12 protein-coding genes are annotated in these 12,763 nt (G+C 68.3%); 8 read left to right on the top strand and 4 right to left on the bottom strand.

Going from position 1 to position 12,763, the window contains the following annotated elements:
- Positions 1-149: 149 nt before the first annotated feature.
- From ACVWZN_RS01460 to ACVWZN_RS01440, 5 genes are all read left to right on the top strand, one after another.
- Complete coding sequence (locus ACVWZN_RS01460; RefSeq protein ID WP_456952315.1) at positions 150-689, top strand: N-acetyltransferase family protein; 540 nt, start codon at positions 150-152, stop codon at positions 687-689.
- 45 nt (positions 690-734) lie between these two features.
- Complete coding sequence (gene mfd / locus ACVWZN_RS01455; protein ID WP_456952314.1) at positions 735-4,358, top strand: transcription-repair coupling factor; 3,624 nt, start codon at positions 735-737, stop codon at positions 4,356-4,358.
- A gap of 74 nt (positions 4,359-4,432) precedes the next feature.
- Positions 4,433-4,954 carry a SixA phosphatase family protein gene (locus ACVWZN_RS01450; protein ID WP_456952313.1) on the top strand — a complete coding sequence of 174 codons (522 nt, stop codon included), beginning with the start codon at positions 4,433-4,435 and terminating at the stop codon, positions 4,952-4,954.
- 59 nt (positions 4,955-5,013) lie between these two features.
- Positions 5,014-5,394: a hypothetical protein gene (locus ACVWZN_RS01445; protein ID WP_456952312.1), complete on the top strand. Its 381-nt coding sequence runs from the start codon at positions 5,014-5,016 to the stop codon at positions 5,392-5,394.
- A gap of 182 nt (positions 5,395-5,576) precedes the next feature.
- Positions 5,577-6,035, top strand: coding sequence for a hypothetical protein (locus ACVWZN_RS01440; protein ID WP_155914215.1), 459 nt, complete (start codon positions 5,577-5,579; stop codon positions 6,033-6,035).
- 31 nt (positions 6,036-6,066) lie between these two features.
- On the opposite strand, the gene ACVWZN_RS01435 is transcribed toward ACVWZN_RS01440, so the two are convergent.
- The 4 genes from ACVWZN_RS01435 to ACVWZN_RS01420 all read right to left on the bottom strand — a co-directional run bounded on the left by ACVWZN_RS01435 (position 6,067) and on the right by ACVWZN_RS01420 (position 10,237).
- On the bottom strand, positions 6,067-6,906 hold the full coding sequence (locus ACVWZN_RS01435) for a pirin family protein (protein ID WP_456954677.1): 840 nt from the start codon (positions 6,904-6,906) through the stop codon (positions 6,067-6,069).
- 90 nt (positions 6,907-6,996) lie between these two features.
- The gene (rlmKL, locus tag ACVWZN_RS01430) at positions 6,997-9,156 is read right to left on the bottom strand and encodes a bifunctional 23S rRNA (guanine(2069)-N(7))-methyltransferase RlmK/23S rRNA (guanine(2445)-N(2))-methyltransferase RlmL (protein ID WP_456952311.1); all 2,160 of its coding nucleotides are present in this window, start codon (positions 9,154-9,156) and stop codon (positions 6,997-6,999) included.
- 3 nt (positions 9,157-9,159) lie between these two features.
- Positions 9,160-9,684 carry a YqiA/YcfP family alpha/beta fold hydrolase gene (locus ACVWZN_RS01425; RefSeq protein ID WP_456952310.1) on the bottom strand — a complete coding sequence of 175 codons (525 nt, stop codon included), beginning with the start codon at positions 9,682-9,684 and terminating at the stop codon, positions 9,160-9,162.
- A 55-nt stretch (positions 9,685-9,739) separates the two neighbouring features.
- Positions 9,740-10,237 (bottom strand): MOSC domain-containing protein, encoded by a 498-nt coding sequence (locus ACVWZN_RS01420; protein ID WP_456952309.1) that lies wholly within the window; start codon positions 10,235-10,237, stop codon positions 9,740-9,742.
- 65 nt (positions 10,238-10,302) lie between these two features.
- Here ACVWZN_RS01420 and ACVWZN_RS01415 point away from each other — a divergent pair, with 65 nt between their 5' ends.
- Genes ACVWZN_RS01415 through ACVWZN_RS01405 form a run of 3 tightly spaced genes read left to right on the top strand, consistent with a single transcriptional unit; the run spans position 10,303 to position 12,671 of the window.
- On the top strand, positions 10,303-10,899 hold the full coding sequence (locus tag ACVWZN_RS01415) for an N-acetylmuramoyl-L-alanine amidase (protein ID WP_456952308.1): 597 nt from the start codon (positions 10,303-10,305) through the stop codon (positions 10,897-10,899).
- A gap of 48 nt (positions 10,900-10,947) precedes the next feature.
- The gene (locus ACVWZN_RS01410; protein ID WP_036141794.1) at positions 10,948-11,847 is read left to right on the top strand and encodes an acyl-CoA thioesterase; all 900 of its coding nucleotides are present in this window, start codon (positions 10,948-10,950) and stop codon (positions 11,845-11,847) included.
- Positions 11,847-12,671 carry a hypothetical protein gene (locus tag ACVWZN_RS01405; RefSeq protein WP_456952307.1) on the top strand — a complete coding sequence of 275 codons (825 nt, stop codon included), beginning with the start codon at positions 11,847-11,849 and terminating at the stop codon, positions 12,669-12,671. The genes ACVWZN_RS01410 and ACVWZN_RS01405 overlap by 1 nt, the downstream gene beginning before the upstream one ends.
- Positions 12,672-12,763 lie beyond the last annotated feature (92 nt).

Here is a 12,763-nt window from a genome sequence, read left to right as displayed (position 1 = left end):
CGTGCAACGGCTCGCAGTGCGCGATTGTCCCATCCAAGCGACCGTAGATGCGGGCGAACCGAACGGCGCATGACGAGGCGGCCGCGCGCAACGCAAATACACCGCGCCGGACAACGAAAGGCTCACGTCGACTCTGGAACGATCCCGCCATGGCAGCGCGCGACCGTCTCCCGCCCTGGCACGAACGCCATCGTCTTCCGAACGGCCGTGAGGTGCTGATCCGTCCCATCCGCCCGGAGGACGCCGAACCGCTGCGCGCAGGCTTCGCGCTGCTGGAGCCCGAGGCGGTGCGGTCGACGCTGGTACGCGGCACCGAACTGTCAACGGCGGACGCCGAACGCCTCGCCCGTCCGAATCCGCGCACAGAGTTCACGCTGGTCGCCACCGACCTCGACGCGCCGGGCGAAGCGCTGATCGGCGCGATCGCCTATGTCCATACCGACAGCGCAGGCCAGGTCGGCGACTTCACCATCCTCGTCAGCCGCTTCGTCGCGGGCATGGGCATGCGCCGTTATCTGCTGACCCGCGTCGCCAAATGGGCGCGCAGCCGCGGCCTGGGCGTGCTGCGCGGCGAGCTGCCGCAGGACCCGGACGTGCTCGGGCTCGCCGAGTCGCTGGGCTTCCAGGCGGGCGACGGCGGCCGTGATCCGTCGCTGGTGCGCGTCTCGCTGGAACTGCCGCGCCGATGACCGCACTCAGGACATGCGACGCGGTTCAGTAGAATCGCGCGCCTCATGCCGACCCCTCTTCTTCCCGTTCCGCCGCTGCCGAAGGCCGGCCAGCAGCGCGCCTGGTGGCGCGCGCCGGTCTCGCCGTCCGCGCTGGCCTTCCATATCGCCGCCACCGCGACCGCCCACAGTGGCCCGCTGCTCGCGATCACCCGCGACAACCAGTCCGCGCACCAGCTCGAAGGCGACCTGCGCACGCTGCTCGGCCCGCGCGCCGGCGTCGAAGGCGACACGCCCGTGCTCGCCTTCCCCGACTGGGAAACGCTGCCCTACGACGCCTTCAGCCCGCATCCGGACATCGTCAGCCAGCGCCTGGCCACCCTGCACCGCCTGCCGCAGCTCAAGCGCGGCGTGGTCGTGCTGCCGGTGCAGACGCTCATGCAGCGTCTCGCCCCGCCGCGGCACGTGGTCGGCGGAAGCTTCGACGTGCGCGTCGGCCAGCGTCTCGATCTCGATTCCGAAAAGCGTCGCCTCGAAGCCGCCGGCTATCGCCACGTGCCGCAGGTGCTCGATCCGGGCGACTTCGCCGTGCGCGGCGGGCTGCTCGACGTGTATCCGATGGGTTCCGACCAACCCTTCCGCATCGAGCTGCTCGACGACGAGATCGACACCATCCGCGTGTTCGACCCCGAGTCGCAGCGTTCGCTGGAAAAAATGGATCGCATCCATCTGCTGCCCGGCCGCGAGCTTCCGCTGGACGACGCCGCGCTCAAGGGCGCCCTCGAACGCCTGCGCGAGCGCTTCGACGTCGACACGCGCCGCAGCTCGCTCTATCAGGACCTGAAGTCGGGCCTCGCGCCCAGCGGCGTCGAGTACTACCTGCCGCTGTTCTTCGACGAGACGGCGACGCTGTTCGACTACCTGTCGGAAGGCGTGCTGCCGATCGTCACCGAAGGCAGCTTCGAAGCCGCCGAACAGTTCTGGTCGCAGACCGGCGACCGCTACGAGCAGCGACGCCATGACGTCGAGCGCCCCGTTCTGCCGCCGTCCGAGCTGTATCTCTCTCCGGACGCGCTGCGTGGCGTGTTCAACGAAACCTCGCGCGTCGAAGTCTGCGGAGCAAACCACGCGCAGCTCGACCGCGCGCAACCGCTCGGCGATCAGCCAGCGATGCCGTTGCCGCTGGCGCCACGCGATCCCGCGGCGACGGATTCGCTGAAGTCCTTCCTGAGCACATACCCGGGCGACGTCCTGATCGCAGCGGATTCCGCAGGCCGTCGCGAAGCCCTGCTCGAACTCCTCGACGCCGTCGGCCTAGCGCCAACAGTGCTGCCGGACTGGACGACGTTCTACGAGCGCGGCCCCGCCACCCGCGAAGGCCCCGCCGACAGCACATCGACCCACACCTCCAATGGCGTTACCGCCAAACGCGGTAACGCCCGCAGCGATGACCGTCGCGAAGACGACGGTCGATCGGCGCGAGTTGATCCGGCGGCGAAGACGCCGGATACCAAGTTCTTCGCGATCGCGGTGGCACCGCTCGACGACGGCTTCGCGATCAGCACGCCGACGTTCACCGTCCTCACCGAACGCCAGCTGTTCCCCGAGCGCGCATCGCAGCCGCGTCGGCGCAAGCGCGCCGGCCGCGAGCCCGAAGCGATCATCCGCGACCTCGGCGAGCTCAACGAAGGCTCGCCAATCGTCCATGAGGACCACGGCGTCGGCCGTTATCGCGGTCTGGTGACGCTCGACGTCGGCGGCATGCCGGGCGAGTTCCTCGACATCGAGTACGCGAAGGGCGACCGCCTGTACGTGCCGGTCGCGCAGCTGCATCTCATCAACCGCTATTCCGGCGCGTCGGAAGAGACCGCGCCGCTGCATTCGCTGGGCGGCGAGCAGTGGCAGAAGGCGAAGAAGAAGGCTGCGGAAAAGGTTCGCGACGTCGCGGCCGAACTGCTCGAAATCCAGGCCAAGCGCCGGGCGCGCGCGGGTCTTGCGATCGATGTCGACCGCACGATGTACGAACCGTTCGCCGCCGCGTTCCCGTTCGAGGAAACGCCGGACCAGGCCTCCGCCATCAGCGCGGTCGTGCGCGACCTGCAGAGCAGCCAGCCGATGGACCGCGTGGTCTGCGGCGACGTCGGTTTCGGCAAGACGGAAGTCGCGGTGCGCGCCGCGTTTACCGCTGCCGCCGGCGGCAAGCAGGTGGCATTGCTCGTCCCGACGACGCTGCTCGCCGAACAGCACTACCGCAACTTCCGCGACCGCTTCGCCGACTGGCCGATCCGCGTCGAAGTGCTGTCGCGCTTCAAGTCCAAGAAGGAAATCGCGGCGGAACTCGAAAAGGTCGCGGAAGGCACCATCGACGTCATCGTTGGCACGCATCGCCTGCTGCAGCCCGACGTCAAGTTCAAGGATCTCGGCCTCGTCATCGTCGACGAGGAACAGCGCTTCGGCGTGCGCCAGAAGGAGGCACTGAAGGCGTTGCGTGCGAACGTGCACCTGCTGACACTGACCGCGACGCCGATTCCGCGAACGCTCAACATGGCGATGGCCGGCCTGCGCGATCTCTCGATCATCGCTACGCCGCCCGCGCATCGCTTGGCAGTGCAGACCTTCGTCGTGCCCTGGGATGACGCACAGTTGCGCGAAGCGTTCCAGCGCGAGCTGTCGCGCGGCGGCCAGGTCTACTTCCTGCACAACGACGTGGAAAGCATCGGCCGCATGCAGCGCCAGCTGCAGGAGCTGGTGCCGGACGCACGCATCGGCGTCGCGCACGGGCAGATGCCGGAACGCGAACTCGAGAAGGTCATGCTCGACTTCCACAAGCAGCGCTTCAACGTGCTGCTGTCGACGACGATCATCGAGTCGGGCATCGACATCCCGAACGCGAACACCATCATCATCAACCGCGCCGACAAGTTCGGCCTTGCGCAGTTGCACCAGCTGCGCGGGCGCGTCGGTCGATCGCATCACCGCGCCTACGCCTATCTCGTCATTCCCGATCGCAAGACGATCACCGCGGATGCGAAGAAGCGACTCGACGCGATCGAAGCGATGGACGAACTCGGCGCCGGTTTCACGCTTGCGACCCACGACCTGGAAATCCGCGGTGCCGGCGAACTGCTCGGCGAAGAGCAGAGCGGGCAGATGGCGGAAGTCGGCTTCAGCCTCTACACCGAGCTGCTCGAGCGCGCGGTGCGTTCGATCCGCCAGGGCAAGCTGCCCGACGTCGACATGGTCGAAGCGCGCGGCGCCGACGTCGAACTGCACGTGCCGGCGCTGATTCCGGACGACTACCTGCCCGACGTGCATACGCGCCTGACGCTCTACAAGCGCATCAGCAGCGCGCGTAACGCGGATGAGCTGCGCGAACTGCAGGTCGAGATGATCGACCGCTTCGGCCTGCTGCCCGATGCCGCGAAGAACCTGTTCGCGATCGCGGAGCTCAAGCTCGACGCGACCACGCTCGGCATCCGCAAGCTGGAACTCGCGGAGAAGACCGGCCGCGTGCAGTTCCTGGAGAAGCCCAACGTCGACGCGATGGCGGTGATCCGGCTCATCCAGGGCCAGCCCAAGCTCTACAAGATGGAAGGCTCGGACAAGTTGAAGCTGACGCTCGACCTGCCCGAGGGCGCGCAGCGCATCGCCGCCGCGCGCGGGTTGCTGATCACGCTGGCCGCGCGATGACATGACCAGCTGCACATGCGCGCCGAGCCCCGGCGCGCTGTGATGGGCGGATTCCGGTTGGGGAAACCGTCGCCATGCGCAGCCTGCTGATCCGGCTCGTCGCGTTGTCCATGCTCGTGCTGCTCGCTGCCTGCGCCACCGCGCGCAGTGACGTCGAGCCGGGCGCCGCGTTCGTGCTCATCCGCCACGCCGAAAAGGGCGACGACGATGCGCGCGATCCGTCGCTGTCGCAGGCCGGCCGCAAGCGCGTCGAACGGCTGGTGTCACGGCTGCGCGATACGCGGCTCACGGCGGTCTACGCCAGCAACTTTCGACGCACGCAGCAGACCGCGGCGCCGATCGCGGCCGCGCACCATCTGACCGTCATCACCTACGACGCGGCGCGTCCGGCCGCCGAATTCGCCGCGGCGCTGCGTAGTGCGCATCCGACCGGCACGGTGCTCGTCGTCGGCCACAGCAATACGATCCCGGCACTCACGCAGGCGCTGTGCCGCTGCGAAATCGGCCCGACGGCGGAAAGCGAATACGGCCGACGCATCACCATCGAGGTGCTGCCGGACGGCCGCGCGACGGTCGACGACCGCCGCGAGCCGTGAACAGGCCGACACATACGGCCGGCTAGGCTCGGCGGGTTGCCCCTTCGACCGGAGTCGCCATGCCCCGTTTCGCCAGCGCGTTCCTTCCCCTGCTCCTGCTTGCCGGCTGCGCGTCCGCAGGCGCCGGCAGCGGCCACACCGTCGCGGCCGGCACGCCGGTCACGCTCGCCAAGGGCGAGACGATCACCCTGCCCGACGCGTCCACGCTCACCTACGTCGACGTCAACAGCGATTCGCGCTGCCCGCCGAACGTGCAGTGCATCCAGGCCGGCACCGCGATCGTCGCGTTCCGCCATGGCGCGGGTACCGCGTCGCACGATGTGGTGCTCGATTCGGGCAAGGCGCCTTCGGCCGACGTGGACGCCACGTGGCGCCTCACGCTGATCACGCTCGATTTCGCCTCGCCGCCCAACGCCACGGTGCGAGTCGACCGCCGCTGATCGCCGCGAAAAACCCAGGGCGCGCCGCGTTCACCTGACGCGGCGCGTCTTTTTTTGACGCACTGCGACATGACAGGCCGGGACATCCCAAGCCCGAACACGGATCATTTGTCAAGCGCTCTGGATCGGACTATGTTCGGGCTGTGGTCGCGGCCGTCGCCGCGATACGCATGGGGAACAACATGGTCAAGACCAATCGCGCATCGATCGGCTTCGCGCTGCTCGCGATGGTGGGCTTCGCGCACGCACAGGCCACGACGACCTGCCCGACGCTGCCCGCCGACAGCGGCCTCACCTGGGAAACGAAGACTGCAGGCGACACGCAGTTCTGCCGCGCGATGCGGTCGGACGGCAGCGAAGCCTTCGGCCTTTACATGGCCGCGCAGACGCCGTTCAAACCGAACCGCAGCGATCGCGCCGAAGAAGTGAAGATCGACGGCCGCGACACCTACTGGTATCGCAGCGAACTCGCGGGCCAGCCGGACGTGCAGGCGCGCGAGACATCGATCTCGCTGCCCGGCGGCCGCGTCGCGTACCTGTGGATCCAGGCCAACTCGAAAGACGACCTGACGCAGGCGATCACGCAGAGCAGCACGCTGCGCTTCGGCGCCGGCGGCGGCGCGCAACTGTCGAGCAAGTGACGGCGACGTCCGGGCGCCCGCCCGGACGTTTTCAGAATCGGCCGGCCTGGTAGTCCGCGAAGGCCTGCTCGAGTTCCGCGCGCGTGTTCATCACGAACGGGCCATAGCGCGCGACCGGTTCGCGCAGCGGGCGCCCTGCGACCAGCAATACGCGCGCAGCACCTTTCGCTTCGAACGCAATGCTTTCGCCGTCGAGCACGCCGAGCTGCTTCGTACGCACGAGCTGCCCGGCGATCTCCGCATCGCCTTCGAACACGTACACGAAGCCGGCATGGCCTTCGGGCAGTTCGTACGTCCACGACGCACCGGCGTCGAGCGCGATGTCGAGATAGACCGGCGACGTCGCCGGCTGCGCGATCGGCCCGACCGCATCGCCGACTTCGCCCGCGATCACTTTCACGCTGACGCCCGCAGCAGGCCGCGCGACCGGAATGAGTTCCGGCGCGAATTCCTGGTACTTCGGCTCGCCCATCTTGTCGCGCGCCGGCAGGTTCACCCACAGCTGGAAACCGCGCATGCGGCCGGATTCCTGCTCCGGCATCTCCGAATGCACGAGGCCGCGACCCGCGGTCATCCACTGCACGCTGCCCGGTACCAGCACGCCTTCGTTGCCGTGGTTGTCGCGATGCCGCATGCGGCCGTCGAGCATGTAGGTAACGGTTTCGAAGCCACGATGCGGGTGATCCGGGAAGCCGGCGAGGTAATCCTGCGGCCGGTCGGTGCCGAACTCGTCGAGCATCAGGAATGGATCGAGATGATCGAGCTGCGGCGTGCCGATCACGCGGGTGAGCTTGACGCCGGCGCCGTCGGACGCCGGCATGCCGGTCGCGAGGCGGGAAATACGTGCGGGACGGGACATCGGCGGCTCCAGCGGAATTCGATCCGACAAGGATGGCGGCGCGTAGCGGAAACCGAAGTGCGCACGAGGCGCACGTTTCGTTCCATCGGTGACGCCAGCCCGTCAGCCCAGCGCGGTGATCTTCCAGCAGCGGTGGATGCGTGCGTCGCGCACGAAATCCGGCGGAATCGTGCTCGCGCTGATGTCTTCGACATTCGCGAATGTCGCAAGCTGCGCCTCGTCGAGCTTGAAGCGGCGGTAGTTGTTCGAGAAATACAGCACGCCGCGAGGCGCCAGCCGCGCGACCGCCGCGCGCAGCAGCCGCACGTGCGAGGCCTGCACGTCGAAATCGCTCGCTCGCTTGGAGTTCGAGAACGTCGGGGGGTCGCAGAACACCAGGTCGTACTGGCCGCTGTCGCCTTCCAGCCACGCGATCGCATCCGCCTGCACCAGCCGGTGGCGCGAACCGCCGACGCCGCTTTCCTGCAGGTTGTCGGCGCACCACTGCAGGTACGTCGCCGACAGATCGACCGTCGTTGTCGAGCGCGCACCGCCGAGTGCCGCATGCACGGTCGCCGCGCCGGTGTATGCGAACAGATTGAGGAAGCGCGTGTCGCGTGCTTCCTCCGCGATGCGCAGGCGTAGTGGGCGGTGATCGAGGAACAGGCCGGTGTCGAGGTAGTCGAACAGGTTCACGCGCAGGTGCGCGCGGCCTTCGCGTACGACGATGAACTCGCCGCGCCGATCGAAATGCCCGTACTTGCTGCCGCCCTTGCCGCGCTCGCGCGTCTTCAATGCGACGTTGTCGCGCGGCACGGCAAACACTTCGCGCGCGGCGTTGAGCAGTTCATTGCGACGACGGCGCGTATCGGCTTCCGGGATGTCGGCGGGCGCCGCGTATTCCTGCACGTGCAGGAACGTGCGCGGCTCGCGTTCGTCGGTGGTGTAGACGTCGATCGCGGCGGAGTATTCGGGCAGGTCGGCGTCGTACGCGCGGAAGCAGGTGATGCCTTCGCGCTCGCGCCAGGATTTCAGCTTGCGCAGGTTCTTGCGCAGGCGGTTCGCGACCATCTCCGCGCCAGGCGACAACGCGATCGGCGCTTCGACGTTCGCGGCGCCGCGTGCCGGGCCGATCGGATCGACGGTGAGCAGCACCGTCTCGATCGCGCCGTTGAACATGCGATAGGTCTTCTTCGCGCGCAGGCCGGTCGAGCGCGCAAGCGACTCGTCACCGCATAGCAGGCTGGCGCGCCATGTCGGCAGGCTTTTTCGCAATGCATCGCCGAGCGCGCGATACAGCGCGGGATCGGCCTCGAGTCGCGCGTCGTAGGGCGGATTGCATGCGACGACGCCGGTGCCAGACGCGATCTCCGGCGGCAACGTGGTGCCAACGTCGCGCACGTCTACAGCCTGCCAGTCGATGACATCGACGAGGCCCGCGGTGATCGCGTTGTCGCGCGCGGCACGTATGGCGAGCGGATCGATATCGCGCCCGAAGAACACGTTGCGCAGCGACGCACGACCTTCCGCCTCGCGGCGGATCGCATCGACGCGCACGTCGGCCCACGATGTCGTATCGAAGCCGGGCCAGCGCGTCGGCAGCTCGTCGCCATGCCGCAACAGCCCCGGTGCGACGTCGGCCGCCATCAGCGCGCCTTCGATCATCAGCGTGCCGCTGCCGCACATCGGGTCGAGCAGCGCACCGCCGTCGCGATACGAATCCATCCACCGCCCACGCATCAGCACGGCGGCCGCGAGGTTTTCCTTCAGCGGTGCATCGACCTGCTTGCGACGCCATCCGCGTCGGTGCATCGGCGCGCCGGAGAGATCGATCGACAGGATCGCGCGGCCTTTTCGCACGACGAGGTTCAGGCGAACGTCCGGCGATTCGAGGTCGACGTCAGGACGCGAACCCGTCTTCGCACGCAGCGTATCGACCACGGCGTCCTTGACCCGCTGCGCCGCGTATTGCGCGTGGTTCAGGCCGCTGCCGCCGACGTGCGCATCCACCGCGATCGTCGCGCCGGGCGGCACGTGCTGCGTCCAGTCGACGGCGGATGCGCCGGCGAACAACGCGTGCTCGTCGGCGCATTCGAATTCGGTGATCGGCCACAGGATGCGGCTCGCGAGGCGCGACCACATCACCGCGCGCTGCGCGTCGGCCGGCGTGCCTTCGACGTTCGCACCGGCGACGGTCGCAGTCGCATGCGTGCAGCCGAGCGCAATGAGCTCGTCGACGAGCAGGTATTCGAGGCCCTTGCCGCAGCTGGCGAAGAAACGCATCGGTCAGAGCCTCGCGAGCAGCGCGGCGAACGCCTGCGCGCTGGCCTCGACGTGATTGGACAGCCGGTGCGTATCGTCGACCAGCAGCAGCGCGGCGCGGCGCTTGTGGGACCACGCGATCACGTCGTCGGCCGGGATAAGTTCGTCGTCCCAGCCGTGAATGACGGACATCGGCACGTGCGCCGCTTCGAGTGGATGTTTCGCATCCAGCCGCACCGGCGGCGCCATCAGGAACAGGCCGGCGATGTCGAACTCCTGGGACACATGCCCGCTGATCCACGCGCCCAGGCTCGAGCCGGCGAGCACGACCAGCCCACGCGACGCCGCGTCGCGTACGCGATCGCGCAGGCGTTCGACGCGCGCGGCCACGTCGCCCAGCGGGCTGACGTCGCGCTTGGCGTCGAGGTCGGTGTAGTCGGGCCGCTCGTGCGTGAAGCCCAGGCGCGCCGCGACGTCGGCCAGCGCCGTCACCTTGGTGGCGTCGGGGCCGCTTTCGAAGCCGTGGGAGAGGATGCAGTGTCCGCGCATGCGGGGGCCGTGCCGGGAAAGGCCGCCATTGTCGCCGGTCCGCGCTTGCGGCGTGTCAGTCGAGCGCGATGACGGCGTCGCCCAAGCGTATGGCGCCGCCTTCGACGATCCGCGCGCAGAGCCCGCCGTGGCCGCGCATGGCGTTGTAGCCGCCCTCGCCCAGCGCCGCTTCCATCTTCGAACAGGGGTCACAGGGGCCGGTGCCTTCCAGCACGACATCGCCGATGCGGAAACGCCGCCCCTTCAGCGCGATCACCGGGATGCCGCTCAGGACCACGTTGCGGCGGAGCAGCGACGGATCGATCGCATCCAGCCCTGCGAGCTGCGCGATCACCGGCAGGTGCTCGGCCTGCAGCAGGGTGACGCCACGCTTTCCGCTACCGCCCGCGTAGCGATCGCCGACGAGGCCTTTGTCGGCCACCGCTTCGACGGCATCGCGCGGGACGACCGGTGCATCGCGCGCGGGCCGAACGCCCAGCCATTCGACGCGGCCCTCGCGCGGGAAACGCGCCATCAATACGCCGAGCAGCGATCGGTCGGGAAATCGATTCATCCGTCGATCCTAGCGTCGCCGGGTGAAGCGAACGCGCGCCGCGCACGACCGGTTAGCATCGCCGCATGCTGCCCGACCTCCCGCCGCTGCCCATCGACGTCGATCCCCTGCCCTACGAGTCGCGCCTCGCCGCGCGCCCGCTGTCGCAGGTCGACGTCGTCGTCATCCACTGCACCGAAGTGCCGACGCTCGCGGAATCGCGCACGTTCGGCGAAAAGGTGCTGTACGAGGACAGCGGCACCGGCAACAGCGGGCATTTCTACATCGACCGCGACGGCTCGCTGCACCAGTACGTCGCGACCGACCGCGTCGCGCACCACACGCGCGGCTACAACCCGCGCTCGATCGGCATCGAGCTGGTCAACACCGGCCGCTACCCTCGCTGGCTCGACGCCGATCATCAGGCGATGACCGAGCCGTACACGCCGGCGCAGATCGACACGCTCATCGCACTGCTGAAGCGGCTCGTCGCCCAGCATCCGGCGCTGCGTTTCATCGCCGGGCACGAGGACCTCGACACCACGATGGTCGAGGCCACCGACGACCCGACCAAGCAGGTGCACCGCAAGCGCGACCCCGGCCCGCTGTTCCCGTGGGACCACGTGCTGGCCGACGTGCCGCTGCAGCGCCTGAACGCGCCGGCGCCTGCCGCGGGGCCGTAAAAGACCGGCCGGTATACTTCGCGGCCGTTCCGCAAGGATTTGCCGCGCATGACTTCCCCCGTTTCCGAGCTGGTCGACCTGCTGGCGGTCGAGCGGCTCGAAGACAACGTGTTCCGCGGCCAGAGCCGCGACATCGGCACCAAGTACGTCTTCGGTGGCCAGGTGCTCGGCCAGGGACTCGCCGCCGCGCAGAACACGATGGATTCGGCCAAGGATCCGCGCGCCGCGCATTCGCTGCACGCCTACTTCCTCCGCGCCGGCGATATCGATGCGCCGATCCTGTACATGGTCGACCGCACGCGCGACGGCGGCAGCTTCTCGGTACGCCGGGTGACAGCGATCCAGCACGGCCAGCCGATCCTGTTCCTCGCCGCGTCGTTCCAGCACGAGGAATCGGGCAGCGAACACCAGCTGTCGATGCCGGAAGTTCCGCAGCCGGAAGACGTCGAACACGACCACACCGTGCCGCCCGAAGTGCTCGCGCGCCTACCGACCAAGGTGCAGCGCTGGCTGTCGCGCCAAGGGCCGTTCGAGTTCCGCCACGTGTATCCGCGCGACGAGCTCAAGCCGCCCAAGCGCCCGCCCTACCAGCAGGTGTGGTTCCGCCTGAGCGAGAAGGTCGGCGACGAACCCGAACTGCATCGCGCATTGCTGACGTATGCGTCCGACTTCCACCTGCTCGGCACCGCGACGTTCCCGCACGGCATCAGCTACTACCAGCCGAACGTGCAGATGGCATCGCTCGATCACGCGCTCTGGTTCCACCGCCCGTTCCGCGCGGACGACTGGCTGCTGTATTCGATCGACAGCCCCAGTGCGCAGCATGCGCGTGGCCTGGCGCGCGGCATGATCTACGACCGCCATGGCCGACTCGTGGCCAGCACCGCGCAGGAAGGCATGATCCGCGTGCTCGACGACAAGGCCGCGCGCGGCCCGATGGTGGGCTGATGCGTCAGGTCTTTTCCAGCGCGCGACTCGAGAACGTCGAACGCGTCGCCGCGCTGCTGCGCGAAGCGGACATCGAAGTGCGCATCACCGACGGCCGCTCGTACAAGGGCGGCCGCCGTTCGACGGTTAGCTATCGCGACCAGGGCGATGCGGCGCGTCCCGCGGTGTGGGTCGTGCGATCGGAAGACAGTGGACGTGCGCGCGAAATCCTGCGCGGTGCGGGCCTGCTCGACTCGACGCGTCCGAGCGACGCCAAGCTCAGCTTCCGCTCGGAATTCGGCGACGAAACCACGCGCACGCCGGCGCAGCGCCGCGCGACGAAGGTGAAGGTCGCGCTGCTGTTCGGCATCGTCATCGTGGTCGTCATGGCGTTTATCCGCGCCGGACGGACACCGGCGCCGCCGAGCGTCGCGAGCGGCCCGTTCGACGGCCATGTCGCGGCGACGCTGATCCCGATCGCGCAGGCCGTGATCGAGAAGGAATTGCCGGACATCGACACGCCGGTCGCCTGCCTCGCCGTCGACCACGCCGACGCCCCGCGCGAAGTGCGCGACGCATTGCGCCCGCCCGCGGGCATGACCATCGTGCCGGCGTCGCATTGCCAGCGCATCGCCGACGAGGACACGGGATCAGTGCATCCGCCGTCGAAGAAGAAGGCCACGATGGTCGATGTCGACCATTTCCGGCCGACGTCGCCGGATGCAGGCACGATCGAATACAGCGCGTATCACCACCGCATGTGGGCGAAGTACAAGACGCTGGAAGTGCGACGCGTCAACGGCGTGTGGCAGGTGACGAAGACGCTGAAGGTCGTTTCGCCTTAAGCCCCGTAGCGCGCGTAACTGTCGCGCGCCGCAAAACACATCACGCAAAAAAATGCCCCGCGTCCGGAGACGCGGGGCAAGTCATGCTGCTT

This window comes from Lysobacter sp. HA35, from assembly GCF_054061195.1.
The sequence above is the reverse complement of the archived record's forward strand: the minus strand, read 5'-3'. Positions and strand labels throughout refer to the sequence as shown.